The organism is Accumulibacter sp. (genome assembly GCF_029255285.1).
Taxonomy (GTDB): Bacteria; Pseudomonadota; Gammaproteobacteria; order Burkholderiales; family Rhodocyclaceae; genus Accumulibacter.
On record NZ_JAPUVI010000041.1, the window covers coordinates 23,663 to 42,138 of the forward strand.

The following is an 18,476-nucleotide window of genomic DNA, read 5'->3' on the forward strand; positions in this document are numbered from 1 at the left end:
TGAACTCGCCACGCCAGGACGAACCCGGCTCGTCGAGCCGACCCTGACGGTCCGGCCATTCGCCGGTTTGACGTCCGGCGGTGCAGGCGCGGCGCTAGCCGCCAAAGGAAGCTGACGCTCAGGTAAAGCGACAGGCTCCCGGACCATCAGGATGGCCGCAGCTTCCGCAGGGACCGGGATCGCCGTCACGGGCCAGCGAACCGGACACGGCGGCAAAGGCCGACAGCTTCTTGCGCAGATCGACGCTGTGGCAATCCGGGCACTCGGGCGTCGGCGAAGATTGGCGTACGAGCTTTTCGAATTCCCTGCCGCAGGCGGCGCATGCGTACTCATAAATGGGCATGATGTCGACCCTCCCTGTACTCTCTGTCTTCGGCCTTCTTCACAAGACTCCCTGGCGGTCCAAGCCGCTTGCCCACCATAACGCGCCGCGGCCGTCCATCTCAGTAACCGCGCTTCTCCTGCTGCTGCTTGCCCTTGATATTGCCAACGGTTCCACCGACGACTCCGCCGATCGCTGCGCCAGTCCACCCACTGCCGCCCGAGATGGCGGCAATGCCGGCTCCCGCCGCGGCGCCGATCGCCGCCCCGCTGACGGTTCCCTGCTGCTGCGACGTCATATTGGTACACCCGATGGCCACCAAGGCGACGGCAAGGGATATTGCCAATCCAGTCTTTTTCATCTCTCGTCTCCCTTACTTGCTCTGGCGAAGTGCTGGCACGACCATCTCAAACCAGATCGTTTCCACCACGGGCCTCTGCAATTGTTCCGGGTGATCGGCATACCATTTATCCAGCGCCTCGAGTACGCTGGCCAGCGTCTGACCCTTCATTCCTCTGGCAACGCGCGGCGAGAAGCCGCTTTCGTTGAGCGCCGGATTGTCGGCGTAGTACGTCGCCTCGACCTGAACGAGATTGGCCAGACCAATCAGGTAGGCCTTCTTGACTTCGTCGCTGGACCGGGTCCAGTGCGTACCGTCAACCAGAGGAACTTCGGCCGCACCAACTCCTCCACAGGTCAGCAACAACACCATAAAGGCGGCCGGCACGGCATGCCTCAGGGTACGAAAACTCGCTACGGTGATCATCTTCTCCGACTCCAAAACGGGAAATCGGAGACTATCACGTCACTATCGAGGATTGAAGTCAACCGAATCTCCCTACAAATCAAGCCAACGGTGGAAGGACGCGAAACGCGGCCGCCCCCGCGCCGTCAGATCGCGATAGCGAAAAACAAGCTGGGAGCCGAGCGGCGGCGGATTGCGACGCACCGCATCACTCAGTCCAGTGCCCAGCATGAACTCGACACCGTCGGTTGTACGCACACGCAGCGCACCGAGCATGCCGAGGTACCTGCCCTGCCCGGGCTGATAACCGACTACCGTCGCTTCCGCGTCACGCCAGCGCTTGACTTTGAGCAAGACATCGCTGCGCCCGGTGACGTAAGCCGCATCGGCGCGGTGCAGCATCAGCCCCTCGCCGCCAGAATGCAGGACTTCGTCCAGTTTTCGTTCGAGCGCTTGCCGGCTGGCGATTTCGAATTGCTCGACGACCTGCAGCCAGGGCACGCCGCTACGGTTCACGAGTTCCTGCAAGGACTGCACTCGCTGGCGAAAACTGCCTGGCGCCTGGGGCAACTCGAAAACCATATAACGAACGTCGCGCCACGCCGCGTCGTCGACCGTCTGCCGGCGAACCAGTCCCGACAGCCGTTCGAATTCACGGCGCCCGATCCACAGTTCGCCGTCCAGTGCTTGCTTCGGGAAATTCGCGATAAACCAGTCGGGAGCCGGAATCGGATGAGCATTACGGGTGAGCAGGCGCTGCCCATCCCAAAACGCTCGCACCCCGTCGAGTTTTTCGCTGACCAGGTACCGTTTGACGTCCGACTGGCCCTCCTCGGTTGCGGCCAACAGCAAGGTCAAGGGCTCACCAAGGACCGGCCAGCCGATACCGGCTAAAGCAAGCAGCGTCAACGCGTTTGTCGCCGTATTCCAGCGCATCGGCACCCCTCCTACAAGACCTTGACTCGCGCCGGTCGACCGGCACGGGGAAAATCTTAGGCGACCAGCGGCAAAAATGGAATCGGTCGCGCAGACTTCATTGGCTCGCGCCGGGCGATTGCTTCCCGTACCAAAGGCCACGCCCAGCGCGAGGCGCTGGCTGGCCCATCAGATTATCGGCGCGATCGCCAGATGCGGGGCTTGAAGCGGACAGAGGGCTTGGGGGCAAGCCGCCGGCCGGTAGTGGAACTCTCGTCGCAGGAAGCCATTCGTACAGGAATCCGAGGCTGTCCATACCCCCGGCTAGGCGCCAAAAACAAGTCATCAGGCGGAGAACTGGCGGCGTGTGCTAAAGTGAAAAATAGCCAGCCAAGAAGCCAGACGCACAGAGGAGAACTTCCGCCCCCAAACGGCAATACCGCCTGCGGACAATCGGCAAATCATGCGCCCGACGTCGAAACCCTTGCTTACTTGATTTTCTGGTGCCCAAGAGAGGAATCGAACCTCCACGGTGTTGCCACCACTAGGACCTGAACCTAGCGCGTCTACCAATTTCGCCACCTGGGCATCTCCAGCGAAGGCCGGATTTTATAGGAACATGAACAAATGTCAATAAAGAAGCTGTCCGCTATCCGCCGTAGCGATCCGTGGCTGGAGCGCGAACTGAAAAGGTACGAACAGCCACTGCCGTCACGCGAATATCTCCTGCAGATCCTCGAGGAGCAAGGCAAACCGGTCAGCTTCGAGTCACTGTGCGCGCTGCTCGACATTCGGGATCACGAATTGGAAGCGTTCCAACGCCGCCTGCGCGCGATGGAACGGGAGGCACAGTTGCTGCGCAACCGCAAGGGCTCGTACATTCTGCCGGAACGCGCCAGCCTCATCGCCGGGCGCGTCGAAGGACACCAGGACGGCTATGGCTTCCTGGTCCCGGATGACGCTGGCGAGGACTTGTTTCTCGAAGCACGGCAGATGTCTAAGGTTCTGCACGGTGATCGTGCGCTGGTGCGGGTAGTTGGCGTCGACCGCCGCGGGCGCCGCGAGGGAGTGATTGTCGAAGTTCTCGAACGTGCCAACAGCAAGGTCGTTGGCCGCGTACTGGTCGAACACGGGATTACCTTGGTCGTTCCGGAGAACCGGCGCATCAACCAGGACATCCTGGTAGCGCCGGGAGGTGCACATCAGGTCAGATCGGGTGAGGTAGTAACGGTCGAAATCATCGAACAACCCGACCGGCATTCGAAGCCGATCGGCCGCATCGTCGAAGTGCTCGGCACTTACGCCGACCCGGGGATGGAAATCGAGATCGCGTTACGCAAGCACGAGTTGCCTTTCGAGTTCTCGAGCGCAGCGCTCGCGGAAGCCGCGGCGCTGCCAGATGCGCTGCTTCGCTCGGACTGGGAAGGACGCAGCGACTTGCGCGCTCTGCCATTGGTCACCATCGACGGCGACACAGCGAGGGACTTCGACGACGCCGTCTTCGCCGAATCGAAGGAGCATGGCTGGCGGCTCGTCGTGGCGATCGCCGACGTCAGCCACTATGTGCAACCCGGGACGGCGCTCGATCGCGAAGCGCGGCAACGCGGCAATTCGGTCTATTTTCCTCGCCGGGTAATTCCGATGTTGCCGGAGAAGCTTTCCAACGGGCTGTGCTCACTTAATCCGGAGGTCGATCGCCTGGCCATGGTATGCGACATGGAGATCGACCAGTGCGGTGAAATCAACGACTATCGGTTCTATCCAGCGGTTTTTCGCTCGCAGGCACGACTGACCTATGATCAGGTGTGGCAGTGGCTTAGCGGGGCCGCGTCACCGAGCAACGATCACGAACGTGCGCTGCAGCCGCGGTTGCAAGCGCTCTACACGCTGTTTCAGGTGCTCGCAGAGGCGCGCGCCAAACGCGGAGCGATCGACTTCGAGACGCTTGAGACGACCATGCTATTCAATGAACAGGGCAAGATCGAGAGAATCATCCCCACCCACCGCAACGACGCGCACCGCTTGATCGAGGAGTGCATGCTGGCGGCTAACGTCTGTGCGTCGTCTTTTCTTCAGGCCAAGCGCCAACCGTGCCTTTATCGAATACACGAAGGGCCGACAGCCGAAAAACTCGACGCGCTGCGTAGTTTTCTCAGGGAGTTCGGTTTCAGCCTCGGTGGTGGCGACGATCCGGTAGCCAGGGACTACGCCGAACTACTGGACAGCGTCAGAGCTCGTCCTGACGCTCAGCTACTGCAGACGGTGATGCTCCGCTCGCTTCGCCAAGCGACTTACAGCCCCGACAACGTCGGCCACTTCGGCCTGTCGTACGAGCATTACACCCATTTCACTTCGCCTATCCGGCGCTACCCCGACCTGCTGGTTCATCGCTCGCTCAAAGCGATCCTGGCCTCCAGCCAGTACTCGCCGGGCAACTGGGAAGAGGTGGGAATGCATTGCTCGATGACCGAGCGGCGCGCCGACGAGGCGACACGCGACGTGACCAACTGGCTCAAATGCTATTACATGCGCGACCGGCTCGGAGAAGAATTCGCCGGCACGATTGCCGCGGTGGTGCCTTTTGGTGTATTCGTCGCACTCGACGAAGTCTATGTCGAAGGTTTGGTACATGTCTCAGAACTCGGCGAGGACTATTTTCAATACGACATGGTCAAGCACCAGATGCTCGGCGAGCGAACGGGAAAGCGCTTTCGCCTAGGCGATCGTCTGAACGTGAAGCTTGTCCGGGCGGACCTGGAAACCGGGCGGATTGACTTTATCCTCGCCGAAACGGCGTGAGCCGGGAGTTCCCGCGAGCATTTCTCGCCAACCCGCCGCGTGCCGTGCGCGGCTGCGCGGCCACTCTGGTAAGCTTTGGGCTCGCGAGTCAGGCTCGAACCTGCTGGAGAAGGCGGCATACATCATGATGAGTAAACATCGTTATCCGGCGGCGGACATCGCCGTTGTCGAGCGTGTCATCCGCGAACGACGCGACATCCGGCACTTCGTCGCCGGGCGACTACCCGACGGCCTGCTCGATCGCCTGCTTGAAGCGGCTCATCTTGGACCATCGGTTGGCTACATGCAGCCGTGGCGCTTCGTACGCATCGTCAGCAATGAAACGCGAATGGCGCTGTGGGGAATCGTCGACGCGGAAAGGGTGGCCACCGCTGCCAGTCTGCCAACACGCGCCGCCGATTTCCTGAAGCTGAAGATCGACGGTATCCGCGAGGCTGCCGAAGTACTGGTCGTGGCCCTGATGCCTGGCCGAGAAGCACACCTTTTCGGCCGGCGGACACTGCCTGAAATGGACCTCGCCTCCACCGCCTGCGCCATTCAGAACATGTGGTTGCTGGCACGGGCCGAAGGCATCGGCCTGGGTTGGGTTTCCTTCTTCGACCCCGAGGCGGTCGGCGAATTGCTGGAGATGCCTCCCGGCAGTCGCCCGATCGCGATTCTGTGCCTCGGACCGGTTGCCGAGTTTCCGGCGGCACCGGTTCTCGAGTCGCAGGGTTGGGGGCGTCGCCTGCCGATGGACGAGGTGGTCTTCGAGGACCGCTGGAAGGCCGGCGCCGGCGGAACACCAACCGCTTATTGAGGGTAGGGTCATGCGGAGGCGCCGTGACTGACCGGGTTAGCCGACGTGATTTCCTGCGCGCACTCGGCTCGACGCGCAAGCGGCCGCTGCGTCCGCCCTGGGCGGTCGACGAGGAAGCTTTTGTCGAGGCTTGTACGCGTTGCGGCGATTGCAGAACGGCATGTCCGACAGGGATCGTCGTTCTTGATCGCGACGCGAATGCCTATCCAGCGCTCGACTTCCACCTTGGCGAATGCACTTTCTGCACTGGCTGTGTCAGCGCCTGTCACAGCGGTGCCTTGCGCAAGCAACCCAAGCAGGCCGCTTGGCAGTTGCGGGCCGCCGTTGGCCAAGCCTGCCTGGCACAACATCGAGTCGAGTGCCGGATTTGCGGTGACTTGTGCCTCTCGGGTGCCATCCGCTTCGCGTCGCGAGCCGGCGGCATGGCCACGCCGCTGGTCGACGCGGCTCGCTGCACGGGCTGCGGCGCCTGCGTCGCGCCGTGTCCGACGAGAGCCATCGATGTTCGCTGAGATGACGACGCCTGGCTCGATCTCGCCTTTTCGCACGCGGCACGACTACCGCCAGGCCTGTCCTCGATGAGCGCACAGCTGGGTAGTGCGGGGCAGGCAGCGGCACCCGTCGACGTTTCGGCAAGACTGTTGCGCGTCGTTTCGACGATGGTCGAAGAAACCCGTCCGGGACGCAGCGGGCGGGTGAGCCTGGCCAGCCATCTCGAGCGAGATCTCGGTCTGGACAGCCTGGCCCGCGTCGAGCTCCTGATGCGTGTAGGCAGCGAGTTCGGCCACGCACTGGCCGAATCGGCACTGACCGAAGCCGAAACGCCGCAGGACTTGTTACGATTCATTGCGCAGGCGAGTGCCGACGGCCTCTCGAGTGAACTCGTCGAGCTCGAGACGGCCACCAGTCTGAGCAGCGTTCCGACGCTGGCGGCGACCTTGGTCGAGGTTCTCGAATGGCATGTCGAACGCCATCCTCGACGAACGCACGTGTTGCTCTACGCCGATGGCGCTAGCCGGCAGGGAGAGTCCCGGGCCGAGATCATCACTTACGGCCGATTGCTCGAGCAATCGCGTCGCATCGCCGCCGGTCTGGTGGGTCGTGGCTTGTTGCCGCGGCAGGCGGTTGCCCTGATGCTGCCAACCGGGAGCGACTACTTGACGAGTTTCTTCGGCGTGATGCTCGCCGGAGGCATTCCCGTACCGATCTATCCGCCCGCCCGTCTGGCGCAGCTCGACGATCATTTGCGCCGGCACGCGCGCATCCTGGCCAACGCCAAGGCGGTGTTCATCATCACGGTGCCACAGGCGAAAGGGGTGGCGGCCTTGTTGCGCGCCGAGGCGCCAGACTTGAGTGAAGTCCTTACTCCGGCCGAACTCGACCACGAACCAATGAGCCTGCTCTACCGCGCAGCGCCCGACGACATCGCTTTTCTCCAATATACCTCGGGCAGTACCGGCGACCCCAAGGGCGTCATGCTGAGCCACGCCAATCTGCTGGCCAATCTGCGCGCCATGGGCGAGGCGGTTGCGGTGAGCAGCGAAGATGTCTTCGTATCCTGGCTGCCGCTTTATCATGACATGGGATTGATTGGCGCGTGGTTCGGGTCGCTCTACTTTGGCATGCAACTGGTGCTCATGTCGCCGTTGGCTTTTCTTTCTCGGCCGGTGCGCTGGCTGCGCGCAATCTCGCATCATCGAGGCACGCTCTCGCCGGCGCCCAACTTCGCTTACGATTTATGTGCCCGAAGGTTGGCCGACGCCGACCTTCAGGGGCTCGATCTGTCATCGTGGCGCTTAGCGCTGAACGGTGCCGAGCCGGTGAGTCCGGCGACCCTGCAGGCGTTCAGCGAGCGTTTTGCACCCTATGGCCTGCGCGGTGAGGCGATCACCCCGGTCTATGGGCTGGCTGAGTGCTCGGTGGGACTGGCGTTCCCGCCGCTCGGGCGCGGCCCGCGCATCGACCGGGTGCAGCGTGATGCACTGCTCCGCAATAAGTGCGCGCTGCCGACGGCCTGTGGCGACACGGACGTGCTGTGCGTGCCGGCCTGCGGTCGGGCTTTGCCGGGACACGAGATCCGCGTCGTCGACGATCAGGGCAGCGAACTGCCTGACCGACGCGTCGGCTGCCTGCAGTTTCGCGGGCCGTCGGCCACGGCCGGCTACTATCGCAATCCCGCTGCGACGCAGGCGCTTTGGCGAGATGGCTGGCTCGACTCTGGGGATTTTGCGTATACGGTCGACGGCGAGATCTATCTTACTGGCCGGGTCAAGGACCTGATTATCCGCGGTGGGCGCAACATCTACCCCTATGAACTCGAACAAGCGGTCGGCAACCTTGCGGGTGTGCGCCGGGGGTGTGTCGCCGTTTTCGCCAGCAAGGATCCGGTCAATGCCAGTGAACGGCTGGTCGTCATGGCTGAAACACGGGAAGAGGATCCGACACGACGCGAGGCACTGCGCCACAGGATCAACGACGTGGCTGTCGAGACGGTCGGCATGCCGGCTGACGAAATCGTTTTGGCACCACTCAATTCGGTACTCAAGACTTCCAGTGGCAAGATCCGTCGAAGCGCGTCGCGCGACGCCTTCGAGAGTGGTTTGATCGGTAACCGGGCCGTGCCGGTCCGATGGCAGATGTTTCGGCTGACGATGGCGACGTTACGTGCGCGCCTGGCCAACCTGGCGCAAGGCATCGCTCGGCGGACTTACGGCGCCTGGTGCTGGATGGTGTTCGTTCTCCTCGCCCTTCCGGTGGCGACGCTGGTCATTGCCCTGCGGTCGCCGGCGATCGGGCGCCACATCGTACATCGTGCGGCGCGCCTCTTCTTAAGCCTGGCAGGCATACCCCTGCGCGCGACGCCAGTCGCTGCCCTGCCCGCGTCACCCCACCTCTTGCTGGTCAACCATTGCAGTTACACAGACGCGCTGGTGCTGTGCGCAAGCTTGCCGCCAGCCCTCGCCTACAGCTTCGTCGCCAAACGCGAGTTCGTGGACCAGCCGCTGGTCCATGTCTTCCTGCGTTCGCTGGGCACGCTGTTTGTCGAGCGCTTCGAGGCATCGAAGAGCGTCCAGGATGTAGACGAGATCGTCGCCGCGCTCGGACGGGGCGAGAGCTTGGTGATCTTTCCGGAAGGCACTTTCTCGCGTGAGGCAGGCCTCAAACCGTTTCGGATGGGCGCTTTCGTTAGCGCCGTCCGAGCGCAGGCACCCGTACTGGTCTGTGGTCTGACAGGGACGCGCCTTGTCCTGCGCGAAGGCACGTGGCTGCCACGACACGCGAATGTGGCGCTGGCCATCGGGCCGCTGCTCGTCCCAAGCGCCGCCGATTGGGCGGCAGCCGTACGGCTGCGCGATGCGACGCGCCGGGAAATGCTCGCCCTCTGCGGCGAGCACGATCTGGAGCGCTGATCTCCGTCTGCCGCGTTCGCCGGGGCGATGCGGCAGCGCCAAGCGCTCCTGTCCGGGCGGCCTGTCTTTCCTTGCCGACTCTGTGACCTATTCCCTAACACTCCGCTAGCGGATTCCCTATTCTTCTCTTCATCGCGGCGCAACGGCGCCGGGGCATTGAGCAAGGAGTCCGAAGTGGCTGACAGCGGTTTCAACAATTGCGAGCTTTGCGGCTCACCCGGTGGTGAGGTGGTCTGGGAGAGCGCCCTCTGCCGAGTGGTAATGGTCGCCGATGCGGACTATCCGGGTTACTGCCGGATCATTTTGCATAAGCACTTGCGCGAAATGACCGATCTGCCCGAAAAAGAGAGGATGCAACTGATGAGCGTCGTGTTCGCCGTCGAGAGTGCGGTTCGTGGCCTGTATCAACCGGACAAAGTCAATCTCGCGAGCCTCGGCAACATGACGCCGCATGTCCACTGGCACCTGATTCCGCGCTGGCGCGACGACAGGCACTTTCCGCATCCGGTGTGGGCCGCGGCGCAGCGAGCAAGCGCCCCGCGCCGCAGTCCGGTCGATGGACGACAACTGGGCGAGCGCATCATCGCCGCCCTGCGTAGCACCTAAACAGCCGCCGTGAAACGCGGTCATCGAGGAGTACTAGACATGAGCACAGCCCTTGCCAAAGCGCCGGCAAGTCTCCGGATTACTGACCTGCAGACCGGCTTTCAGCTCCTTTCGCGTCTTCCTCTGGCCGATTCACAGCAAGCCGAGCTGGACATGAACGAGTTTCTCGATTCCCTCCTGCAGGCCCCACCAGCCGCCGACGTCTATCTGCAACTGCTCGAGCAGACACGGATATCGCTCTGCTTCATCGAGGAGGACTTGGCCCGGCGCTATGCCAACAAGCCGTTGCCGCTGGGCGACATCGAAGAGCAGGCTTTCCAGCAGGTTATAGGCACCTGGCTGAAGGCTGCCCGCTCGTATTCGCACTGCGCGCAGTTGCAAAGCCCGGAGGACGGCACCGCGCATGCTGAGCGACTGGCGTTGATCCTGCATCGTTGCATCTACTACACCGGGATGGCGATCATCGAGCACCATCGTGCGCGCCGACAACTACCGGCCGGATTGTGGTTGGACCTGCACGGCTTTTACGCCAGTGCCGAGGAGTGGGGTGTCGCGACGGTCTCGGTTCCCGATCCACTCGATGCGCTCGGTCGAAGCACGCACTGCACGGCAGCCTTCGTTGGCCTGCTGCTGACCGAGTTGGCCGGGCCCTACAGCCTGTCCGCACGGGAGCTGGGGCTGGTTCGGCGCTGGGCAAACCAATGGTCGCCGCTCGTCAGTATCCGCCCGGCGGTACCGGGCGAAGCGCTGCCGCAATACGTCGTTGACCTGATGCAGGATTCGGGTTTGTGCGCCTCGGCCGAATGCTTGCAGACCGAGAATCTGCGCCGCCTGGACACTTCCCGTTTGGCAATGCAACTCAATCAGTTGTTGCAGCAGCTGCAACAGAAAATTGCGCCGGTTCAGCTTGGCCTTGGCGAGGATTGCACAGCGACACAGTCTTATCGATTGATCAAGCGTCTCTTCCGGCCATGGACCTTGGTGCGTGCGGGAAGGAAGTTTCGCCGCCACCGGGCGGCGGGAATCGCCAAAGTATGCTCGGGCTTTGCCGGAATGCACTACTACATTTCCGGTAAAGAATTCAACCAACCTGAACATGCCCGCATCTATTCGCGCCAAGAGTTCGACAGCCTGTTCGCGTTTCGCCATATGGTCGATCCAACGCAGCAACTGACAGTTCGCCAGGCGCAACTCGGCTTTGCCCTGGACGACTGGGAGGTTCTCGATCAATCCGCCAATGGTTTCCGGCTCCTGCGCTCGACCGCTGGCAGACGGCTCGAACCAGGGCAATTGCTGTCGCTGTGCCCACACGACGGCAGCTCGCACTTGCTGGCGCAAGTCGTGTGGTTGAGGCAAGAACAGAGCGGTGGCCTGGTGGCCGGCGTCACGGCGCTCCCTGGTCGACCACAGGCAGCCGCCGCGCGCCCACTGCCCCAGATCCCCGGACATGGCGAGCATTACAGCCGGGTTTTCATCCTGCCGGCGGTGCCGGCAATCGGCGCGGAGCAGACACTCGTCCTCCCTTCGGGTTGGTATCATCCTGAGCGCTTGGTCGAGATCTACAGTGACCAGCCTTGGCGAGTGAAGTTGCAGCGCCTGCTGACCGAGGGTTCTGACTTCGAACGGGTGGCTTTCGTCGTAGCTTGAGGGACAGCCATCCGGCGGCCGGTTCTGGCGGCCGGATTTTGCGCTATGATAAGCGTCCGAATTATAATCAGGAACGCCCATGGCCGGCCTGGACGAGACCACCAAGACACCGACCGAGATCAGGCTGCATCAGAAGTCGCGTATTCTCGAGCTGACCTTCGATGATGGTCAGCGCTTCGAACTGAGCTACGAGTTCCTTCGGGTCTACACCCCTTCCGCCGAGGCACGCGGTCACGCACCCGGTCAGGAAGTCCTGCCGGTCGGCAAACGTGACGTCTGTATCGAACGCGTCGAGGCGGTAGGCAACTACGCCATCAGGCCTGTCTTCTCGGACGGCCACGAGAGCGGGTTGTACTCGTGGGATCTTTTGTACAACCTGGGCGCTCACCGGGATGAACTATGGCAGGCGTACGTCGACCGACTGCAGCGGGAAGGCGGCAGCCGCGATCCGGCAGCCTGCCCGACGCCCTTGGTCAAAACATCAAGCGGTTGCGGCAATCGCTGATCGTCATGGCCGCCCGGAACTCCCTTGGCGTTGAACCATGAACGACCGTAAGCGCACTCATTTCGGCTTTCAGGAGGTGGATGAAGGCGATAAATCGCAGCGCGTCGCCGACGTCTTCGATTCCGTCGCTCAGCGCTACGACGTGATGAACGATGTCATGTCCGGCGGCCTCCACCGACTGTGGAAAGCGCTTACGATTGCCAGAAGTGGCGTGCGGCCGGGCGCGCGCGTGCTTGACGTGGCAGGAGGCACCGGCGACTTGGCTCTGGCTTTCGCCAAAAAGGTCGGCGAAAGCGGCGAGATATGGTTGACCGACATCAACCGGGCGATGCTTACCCGCGGTCGCGATCGGCTGAGCGACAAGGGTTACATCCTTCCGGTGGCGCAGTGTGACGCCGAGAAACTCCCATTTCCCGACGACTACTTCGACTGTGTAAGCGTCGCCTTCGGGCTGCGCAACATGACACACAAAGATCTGGCGCTGGCCGAAATGCGGCGCGTTCTTCGCCCAGGAGGACGTCTTCTGGTGCTCGAGTTCTCGCAGATCTGGAAGCCGCTCGCGCCGGTTTACGACTTCTACTCGTTCAAGGTAATTCCCCGCCTCGGTCGGCTGATTACCGATGATGAGGAGAGTTACCGCTATCTGGCCGAGTCGATCCGGGTTCATCCGGATCAGGCGGCGCTTAAGTTGCTGATGGAACAAGCCGGCCTCGAGCAGGTCGATTACGAGAACATGGCATTGGGCATCGTCGCTCTGCATCGTGGATTCAAGTTCTGACAGAAGAGGATTGCAACATGAAAAGAGTTTTCATGGCACTCGGTGTTTGCCTGCTTTCTCTTGGTCTCGCGGTCGGAGACGCCGAAGCCAAGCGACTGGGTGGTGGCAAATCGACTGGGATGCAAAGGGATTCGGTCACACAAAAGCAGGCGACACCACCAGCCCAGAACAGCATCACGCCCTCTGCCCCGGCGGCGGCTCCAGCGGCAGCGACAGCGCCAAAACGAAACTGGCTAGGCCCGCTGGCGGGACTCGCCGCCGGCCTGGGAATTGCCGCGCTGCTGTCTCATCTTGGCATGGGTGAGGGTTTGGCGAATGCACTAATGATTGGGCTCCTGGTGGTGGCGGTGGTGCTCGTCTTCAAGCTGCTGTTTCGCCGCAAGGCGCCGCCGCTGTCCGGTGAAGCGATGGAATACGCCGGCGTCGGTGGGCCCGGCATGGCGCCATCGTCGAGCTTCGAGGCCGCTCAGAGCGGATCGTCGTCAGCCACCGGCGACGTCGAGAGGAAACTCCAGTGCCTTGACCGTACCGAGCATGAGGTGCCAGCGGACTTCGACAGCGAAGGATTTCTACGCGTCGCCAAACTTAACTTCCTCCGTCTGCAAGCGGCCAACGACGCGGGAAATCTTGAAGACATTCGCGAGTTTGTTAGCCCGGAACTTTTCGCCGAGATCCGGCTGCAATTCGACGAAAGGAACAAGGCGCCACAACAGACCGACGTCGTCATTTTGAACGCCCAGTTGCTGGATCTGGCGACGGAGACCGGCCGACACGTGGCCAGCGTTCGCTTCAGCGGGATGATTCGCGAAGAAGCCGAGGCAGCGGCGGAGCCTTTCGACGAGGTTTGGAACCTCACCAAGCCGATCGAGGGCGGCAAAGGCTGGGTAGTGGCCGGCATTCAGCAACTGGCCGGTTTCTGATGGTCTTCGAAGGCGCCCTGCGCCTGCTCAATCACGTTCTGGCCGGCGAAAGCTGGGCGCGCGATCGATTGCTGCCGTTTGCCGGGCAAACGGCACGGCTGGAGTGCGGCGGGCTCGCCTGGGTGGTCAGAATAACGGAAGCCGGGCAGTTCGCAGCCGACGACACGGGACTCCCGCCGGCAGTCAGCATTCGTTTGCCTAATGATGCGCTGCTGCGCGCGGCGCTTGACCGGGGAGCACTTTTTTCTTCAGCGACCATTGCCGGTTCAGTCGATTTGGCGGAGACACTGGGATTCGTCTTTCGCAATATCGCTTGGGACGTCGAGCACGATCTGTCGCAACTGTGTGGCGATGTCCTTGCGCACCGCGCGCTGCGCGTTGCCAAAAGCGTGGGCGATTGGCATAGGCAGGGCCTAAGGAGCCTGGCTCAGGCCGCGGCCGAGTATTTCAGTGAAGAGGACGCCGCGATCGCACATCGCCGTGATGTCGAGCGCTTCTGTTCGGAGGTCGATGCTTTGCGTGATGACTTTGCGCGTTTCGAGAAACGACTCGCTCGCTTCGAAGTTCCTTGAGAGATTTGTAGATTCGATGCTCCGAGCGACAAAAAAGGCAGCTTGCGAGCTGCCTTTTTTGTCGCCGGGGAGAACCCCCTCCTGCGCCAACATCCTTGGTCGTTGTTAGTGACGACTGCGCAGCTTCTTGATCGCCTGTAGTTGGGCAACGGCCTGCGCCAGTTCGGCCTCTGCTGTGGCCAGCCCAACGTCTGAAGAACGATTTCTGAGGGCTTCTTCGGCCCGCTTCTTGGCTTCCATCGCCTTGGCTTCGTCGAGATCGTGGGCGCGAATCGCTGTGTCGGCGAGAACCGTGATCAAAGCAGGCTGGACTTCGAGCATGCCGCCCGAGACGTAGACGAGTTCATACTCGTCACGGTCAGGGATTTTCAGCCGAACTGTTCCCGGTTTAATACGGGTCAGCAGCGGGGCATGCCGCGGGTAGATGCCGAGTTCGCCGGCTTCGCCAGGAAATACCGCGAAGTCGGTCTGGCCGGAAAAAATCAACTCTTCGGCGCTGACAACGTCTACATGGACTCTGATGGACATGATTTCCTTCCTTGCTGGAGTTCGTTTCCACACCGCTCGCGGTGCGGAAACGACGTTCTCTGAAGCCGCCTAGAGTGTCTTGGCCTTCTCGAACACTTCCTCGATACCGCCAACCATGTAGAAAGCCTGCTCGGGGATGTTGTCGCACTCGCCCTCGACGATCATCTTGAACCCCTTGATCGTATCCTTGAGCGGTACGTACTTGCCTGGCGAGCCGGTGAAGACTTCTGCCACACTGAATGGTTGCGACAGGAAGCGCTGAATCTTGCGCGCCCGATAGACGGCCAGCTTGTCTTCCGGAGACAGTTCGTCCATACCGAGAATGGCGATGATGTCTCGCAACTCCTTGTACTTCTGGAGGGTCATCTGTACCGCGCGGGCGACGCTATAGTGCTCCTCGCCGACCACCTGTGGGTCGAGCTGGCGCGAAGTCGAGTCGAGCGGGTCGACAGCCGGATAGATGCCGAGCGACGCAATGTCGCGCGACAACACGACGGTCGAGTCCAGATGCAGGAAGGTCGTCGCCGGCGAAGGGTCGGTAAGGTCGTCGGCCGGTACATACACGGCTTGAATCGAGGTGATTGAGCCGACCTTGGTAGACGTGATCCGCTCCTGGAGGCGGCCCATTTCTTCGGCCAGTGTGGGCTGGTAACCAACCGCGGAAGGCATTCGGCCGAGTAGCGCCGAAACCTCGGTACCCGCCAGCGTGTAACGATAGATGTTGTCTACGAAGAAGAGGATGTCGCGCCCGTCGTCACGGAAACGCTCGGCCATCGTCAGCCCGGTCAGCGCCACGCGCAGACGGTTGCCCGGCGGCTCGTTCATCTGGCCGAAAACCATGGCAACCTTGTCGAGAACGTTGGACTCCTTCATCTCGTGGTAGAAGTCGTTGCCCTCACGCGTCCGCTCACCGACCCCGGCAAAAACCGACAGGCCGGAGTGTTGCTTGGCAATGTTGTTGATCAGTTCCATCATGTTGACGGTCTTGCCAACGCCGGCGCCCCCGAACAGGCCCACCTTGCCGCCTTTGGCGAATGGGCAGACGAGATCGATAACCTTGATCCCGGTTTCCAGCAGGTCGACCGAAGGCGACAGTTCGTCGAATTTCGGCGCCAACTGGTGAATTTCGCGGCGTTCGTCGGTGGCAATCGGACCGGCTTCGTCAATCGGTCGGCCAAGAACGTTCATAATGCGGCCAATCGTTGCGTTGCCAACCGGTACCGAAATGCCGGCGCCGGTATTGTTGACCTTCATGCCGCGGCGAAGTCCGTCGGAAGACCCCATGGCAATCGTGCGCACGACACCATCCCCCAGTTGCTGCTGGACTTCGAACATCAACTCGGCTTCGCACATGTCGGATTCCTCCGCCTTGTCGAGCAGGAGCGCGTCGTAGATCCTGGGCATTGCGTCGCGCGGGAACTGGATGTCCACCACGGCACCGATACACTGAACAATGTTTCCTTGACTCATCGTCGTATCCCTAATCAATAAACTAACTATTCCGTGGTCAGACGGCCGCCGCGCCGGCGACGATCTCCGACAGTTCCTTGGTGATCGCTGCCTGGCGAGCCTTGTTGTAAACCAGTTTGAGCTCGCCGATGACGTTCTTCGCGTTGTCCGAGGCCGACTTCATGGCGACCATCCGCGCGCTCTGCTCGGAAGCCATGTTCTCGGCGACGGACTGGTAGATCATCGCCTCGACGTAGCGCACCAGCAGGTCGTCGATAACCGTCTTGGCATCAGGTTCGTAGAGGTAATCCCAACGGTTGCTCTCTCCCCCTACGAGCTCGCCAGACAAGGGTAGCAACTGATAGAGCGTCGGTTCCTGCTTCATCGTGTTAATAAAGCGTGTAAAGGCAATGTAGAGAACGTCCGTCTCGCCTTTCATGTACGCATCGAGTTGCACCTTGACCGGACCGATAAGCTTCTCGAGGTGCGGTGTGTCGCCGAGCCCAGTGAGTTGCGATACGACATTGGCACCGGCACGCTGCATGAACCCCAAGCCTTTGTTGCCGATCGCGGTGACCCGCAGTTTCTTTCCCTCGGCATCCCACTCCCTCATTTTGCTCAGCGCGAGACGAAGGACGTTGGTGTTCAAACCGCCGCAGAGTCCCTTGTCGGAGGTGACGGTGATCAAGCCGATCGCCTTGACCTGTGGGCGTACGGTCAAAAAGGGATGACGATAATCGGTCAGGGCGTGCGAAAGATTGCCGGCTACCTGCCGGATCTTTTCGCCGTAGGGGCGGGCCGCCCGCATCCTGTCCTGCGCTTTGCGCATTTTGGAGGCCGCCACCATCTCCATGGCCTTGGTGATCTTGCGCGTACTCTCGACGCTCTTGATCTTGTTGCGGATTTCCTTGCCGCTAGGCATGGCAATCTCCTCGATCGATCAGGCCAGGGTGGCCTTGAACTCCTCAATCGCCTTGGTGAGCTTCTGCTCAGCGTCGGCGTCAAGATCTTTGGTGGTTTCGATCTTGCTGATGAGGTCGGCATACTTCTGCTTGACGAAGCCGTGCATCTGCTTCTCGACAACCAAAGCCTTCTTCACCGCGACATCGTCGAACAGTCCCTTATTCACCGCGTGCAGAGTGATCGCCATTTCGGAAACGGACAGCGGCGAGTACTGCGGCTGCTTCATCAGTTCGGTGACCAGACGACCGCGATCGAGCTGCTTGCGGGTCGCTTCGTCGAGGTCCGACGCGAACTGAGCAAAAGCGGCCAGCTCACGGTACTGGGCAAGCGCCAGGCGCACGCCACCGCCGAGCTTCTTGATGACTTTGGTCTGAGCGGCACCGCCGACACGCGAAACCGAAATGCCGGCGTCGATCGCCGGGCGGACACCGGCATTGAAGAGGTCGGTATCGAGGAAGATCTGACCGTCGGTGATCGAGATGACGTTTGTCGGCACGAAGGCGGAGACGTCGCCAGCCTGCGTCTCGATGACCGGCAGCGCGGTCAGCGAGCCAGTCTTGCCCTTGACTTCGCCGTTCGTGAACTTCTCGACCCATTCCTCGGAAACGCGCGCCGCGCGTTCGAGCAGGCGCGAGTGCAGGTAGAACACGTCGCCCGGATAGGCTTCGCGCCCGGGCGGGCGACGCAACAACAGGGAAACCTGACGGTAGGCCCAGGCCTGTTTGGTCAGATCGTCGTAGATGATCAGCGCATCCTGGCCGCGATCACGGAAGTATTCTCCCATCGTGCACCCGGAGTAGGGCGCGATGTATTGCAGCGCCGCCGATTCGGAAGCGGTGGCCGCGACGACGATGGTGTAGGCCATGGCGCCGTTCTCTTCAAGCCTGCGTACGACGTTGGCAACGGTGGAAGCCTTCTGACCGACCGCGACGTAGATGCAGATCAGGTTTTGGCCTTTTTGATTGATGATCGTGTCGACGGCGACCGCGGTTTTGCCGGTCTGCCGGTCGCCGATGATCAGTTCGCGCTGGCCGCGCCCGATCGGCACCATCGCATCGATCGACTTCAGACCGGTCTGCACCGGCTGCGAGACAGACTTGCGCCAGATCACCCCAGGGGCTACTTTTTCGATCTTGTCGGTCAGCTTGTGGTTCAGAGGACCCTTGCCGTCGATCGGCTGGCCCAGCGAGTTAACCACGCGACCGAGCAGTTCAGGGCCGATCGGCACCTCGAGAATACGGCCGGTAGTCTTGACGGTGTCGCCTTCGCTGATTTGGTCATATTCGCCGAGAACCACCGCGCCAACCGAGTCGCGGTCGAGGTTCAAGGCCATGCCAAAGGTGTTACCGGGAAACTCGAGCATTTCTCCCTGCATGACGTCGGTCAGACCATACACGCGGCAGATACCGTCGGTCACCGAAACGACGGTGCCCTGGGTACGGAGATCGGCGCTGATCGCAAGATTCTCGATCTTGCTCTTGATCAGTTCGCTGATTTCGGAAGGATTCAACTGCATGG

General features: G+C 61.6%; 18 protein-coding genes and 1 tRNA gene. 10 read left to right on the forward strand and 9 right to left on the reverse strand.

The annotated features are described in order from the left end of the window. Positions 1-118: 118 nt before the first annotated feature. The 5 genes from Q1M07_RS05855 to Q1M07_RS05875 all read right to left on the reverse strand — a co-directional run bounded on the left by Q1M07_RS05855 (position 119) and on the right by Q1M07_RS05875 (position 2,570). Positions 119-343, reverse strand: a complete 225-nt coding sequence (locus Q1M07_RS05855; protein WP_300451994.1) for a zinc ribbon domain-containing protein — start codon at positions 341-343, stop codon at positions 119-121. A gap of 100 nt (positions 344-443) precedes the next feature. Further along, positions 444-683, reverse strand: coding sequence for a glycine zipper domain-containing protein (locus Q1M07_RS05860; RefSeq protein WP_300451996.1), 240 nt, complete (start codon positions 681-683; stop codon positions 444-446). Between the two features lie 12 nt (positions 684-695). Further along, positions 696-1,088 carry a hypothetical protein gene (locus tag Q1M07_RS05865; protein WP_300451998.1) on the reverse strand — a complete coding sequence of 131 codons (393 nt, stop codon included), beginning with the start codon at positions 1,086-1,088 and terminating at the stop codon, positions 696-698. 72 nt (positions 1,089-1,160) lie between these two features. Next, positions 1,161-2,003 carry a DNA ligase gene (locus tag Q1M07_RS05870; RefSeq protein WP_300452000.1) on the reverse strand — a complete coding sequence of 281 codons (843 nt, stop codon included), beginning with the start codon at positions 2,001-2,003 and terminating at the stop codon, positions 1,161-1,163. A 480-nt stretch (positions 2,004-2,483) separates the two neighbouring features. After that, a tRNA-Leu gene (locus Q1M07_RS05875) sits at positions 2,484-2,570 on the reverse strand. A gap of 39 nt (positions 2,571-2,609) precedes the next feature. On the opposite strand from Q1M07_RS05875, the gene rnr reads away from it, so the two are divergent. The 10 genes from rnr to Q1M07_RS05925 all read left to right on the forward strand — a co-directional run bounded on the left by rnr (position 2,610) and on the right by Q1M07_RS05925 (position 14,018). Continuing rightward, complete coding sequence (gene rnr / locus Q1M07_RS05880; RefSeq protein ID WP_300452002.1) at positions 2,610-4,781, forward strand: ribonuclease R; 2,172 nt, start codon at positions 2,610-2,612, stop codon at positions 4,779-4,781. A gap of 127 nt (positions 4,782-4,908) precedes the next feature. Further along, the gene (gene bluB / locus Q1M07_RS05885; protein ID WP_300452079.1) at positions 4,909-5,580 is read left to right on the forward strand and encodes a 5,6-dimethylbenzimidazole synthase; all 672 of its coding nucleotides are present in this window, start codon (positions 4,909-4,911) and stop codon (positions 5,578-5,580) included. 23 nt (positions 5,581-5,603) lie between these two features. Further along, positions 5,604-6,092, forward strand: coding sequence for a ferredoxin-type protein NapF (gene napF / locus Q1M07_RS05890; protein WP_300452004.1), 489 nt, complete (start codon positions 5,604-5,606; stop codon positions 6,090-6,092). Positions 6,093-6,158: 66 nt separating this feature from the next. Continuing rightward, on the forward strand, positions 6,159-8,990 hold the full coding sequence (locus Q1M07_RS05895) for an AMP-binding protein (RefSeq protein ID WP_300452006.1): 2,832 nt from the start codon (positions 6,159-6,161) through the stop codon (positions 8,988-8,990). Between the two features lie 174 nt (positions 8,991-9,164). After that, positions 9,165-9,596, forward strand: coding sequence for an HIT family protein (locus Q1M07_RS05900; protein ID WP_300452008.1), 432 nt, complete (start codon positions 9,165-9,167; stop codon positions 9,594-9,596). Between the two features lie 39 nt (positions 9,597-9,635). Further along, positions 9,636-11,243 carry a hypothetical protein gene (locus tag Q1M07_RS05905; protein WP_300452010.1) on the forward strand — a complete coding sequence of 536 codons (1,608 nt, stop codon included), beginning with the start codon at positions 9,636-9,638 and terminating at the stop codon, positions 11,241-11,243. A gap of 79 nt (positions 11,244-11,322) precedes the next feature. Next, the gene (locus tag Q1M07_RS05910) at positions 11,323-11,748 is read left to right on the forward strand and encodes a DUF971 domain-containing protein (RefSeq protein ID WP_300452012.1); all 426 of its coding nucleotides are present in this window, start codon (positions 11,323-11,325) and stop codon (positions 11,746-11,748) included. Between the two features lie 37 nt (positions 11,749-11,785). Beyond that, the gene (gene ubiE, locus Q1M07_RS05915; protein WP_300452014.1) at positions 11,786-12,526 is read left to right on the forward strand and encodes a bifunctional demethylmenaquinone methyltransferase/2-methoxy-6-polyprenyl-1,4-benzoquinol methylase UbiE; all 741 of its coding nucleotides are present in this window, start codon (positions 11,786-11,788) and stop codon (positions 12,524-12,526) included. Between the two features lie 17 nt (positions 12,527-12,543). Continuing rightward, positions 12,544-13,446 (forward strand): TIM44-like domain-containing protein, encoded by a 903-nt coding sequence (locus Q1M07_RS05920; protein WP_300452016.1) that lies wholly within the window; start codon positions 12,544-12,546, stop codon positions 13,444-13,446. Continuing rightward, positions 13,446-14,018 carry an SCP2 sterol-binding domain-containing protein gene (locus Q1M07_RS05925; RefSeq protein ID WP_366983983.1) on the forward strand — a complete coding sequence of 191 codons (573 nt, stop codon included), beginning with the start codon at positions 13,446-13,448 and terminating at the stop codon, positions 14,016-14,018. Before Q1M07_RS05920 ends, Q1M07_RS05925 begins: the two co-directional genes overlap by 1 nt. Positions 14,019-14,123: 105 nt before the next feature. Here Q1M07_RS05925 and Q1M07_RS05930 read toward each other — a convergent pair whose 3' ends face one another. The 4 genes from Q1M07_RS05930 to atpA form a co-directional block, all read right to left on the reverse strand. Further along, positions 14,124-14,546, reverse strand: coding sequence for a F0F1 ATP synthase subunit epsilon (locus Q1M07_RS05930; protein ID WP_300452020.1), 423 nt, complete (start codon positions 14,544-14,546; stop codon positions 14,124-14,126). Positions 14,547-14,615: 69 nt separating this feature from the next. Continuing rightward, positions 14,616-16,016 carry a F0F1 ATP synthase subunit beta gene (atpD, locus tag Q1M07_RS05935; RefSeq protein WP_300452021.1) on the reverse strand — a complete coding sequence of 467 codons (1,401 nt, stop codon included), beginning with the start codon at positions 16,014-16,016 and terminating at the stop codon, positions 14,616-14,618. A 37-nt stretch (positions 16,017-16,053) separates the two neighbouring features. Next, positions 16,054-16,917: a F0F1 ATP synthase subunit gamma gene (gene atpG, locus Q1M07_RS05940; protein ID WP_300452023.1), complete on the reverse strand. Its 864-nt coding sequence runs from the start codon at positions 16,915-16,917 to the stop codon at positions 16,054-16,056. An 18-nt stretch (positions 16,918-16,935) separates the two neighbouring features. Beyond that, a complete protein-coding gene (gene atpA, locus Q1M07_RS05945) occupies positions 16,936-18,474 on the reverse strand; it encodes a F0F1 ATP synthase subunit alpha (RefSeq protein ID WP_300452024.1) in 1,539 nt (512 codons plus the stop codon). Positions 18,475-18,476 lie beyond the last annotated feature (2 nt).

Coding starts and splice junctions, on each gene's coding strand:
- Q1M07_RS05855 (WP_300451994.1), bottom strand. CDS start 343: ATGCCCATTTATGAGTACGCATGCGCCGCCTGCGGCAGGGAATTCGAA.
- Q1M07_RS05860 (WP_300451996.1), bottom strand. CDS start 683: ATGAAAAAGACTGGATTGGCAATATCCCTTGCCGTCGCCTTGGTGGCC.
- Q1M07_RS05865 (WP_300451998.1), bottom strand. CDS start 1,088: ATGATCACCGTAGCGAGTTTTCGTACCCTGAGGCATGCCGTGCCGGCC.
- Q1M07_RS05870 (WP_300452000.1), bottom strand. CDS start 2,003: ATGCGCTGGAATACGGCGACAAACGCGTTGACGCTGCTTGCTTTAGCC.
- rnr (WP_300452002.1), top strand. CDS start 2,610: ATGTCAATAAAGAAGCTGTCCGCTATCCGCCGTAGCGATCCGTGGCTG.
- bluB (WP_300452079.1), top strand. CDS start 4,909: ATGAGTAAACATCGTTATCCGGCGGCGGACATCGCCGTTGTCGAGCGT.
- Q1M07_RS05895 (WP_300452006.1), top strand. CDS start 6,159: ATGAGCGCACAGCTGGGTAGTGCGGGGCAGGCAGCGGCACCCGTCGAC.
- Q1M07_RS05905 (WP_300452010.1), top strand. CDS start 9,636: ATGAGCACAGCCCTTGCCAAAGCGCCGGCAAGTCTCCGGATTACTGAC.
- Q1M07_RS05910 (WP_300452012.1), top strand. CDS start 11,323: ATGGCCGGCCTGGACGAGACCACCAAGACACCGACCGAGATCAGGCTG.
- ubiE (WP_300452014.1), top strand. CDS start 11,786: ATGAACGACCGTAAGCGCACTCATTTCGGCTTTCAGGAGGTGGATGAA.
- Q1M07_RS05920 (WP_300452016.1), top strand. CDS start 12,544: ATGAAAAGAGTTTTCATGGCACTCGGTGTTTGCCTGCTTTCTCTTGGT.
- Q1M07_RS05925 (WP_366983983.1), top strand. CDS start 13,446: ATGGTCTTCGAAGGCGCCCTGCGCCTGCTCAATCACGTTCTGGCCGGC.
- Q1M07_RS05930 (WP_300452020.1), bottom strand. CDS start 14,546: ATGTCCATCAGAGTCCATGTAGACGTTGTCAGCGCCGAAGAGTTGATT.
- atpD (WP_300452021.1), bottom strand. CDS start 16,016: ATGAGTCAAGGAAACATTGTTCAGTGTATCGGTGCCGTGGTGGACATC.
- atpG (WP_300452023.1), bottom strand. CDS start 16,917: ATGCCTAGCGGCAAGGAAATCCGCAACAAGATCAAGAGCGTCGAGAGT.
- atpA (WP_300452024.1), bottom strand. CDS start 18,474: ATGCAGTTGAATCCTTCCGAAATCAGCGAACTGATCAAGAGCAAGATC.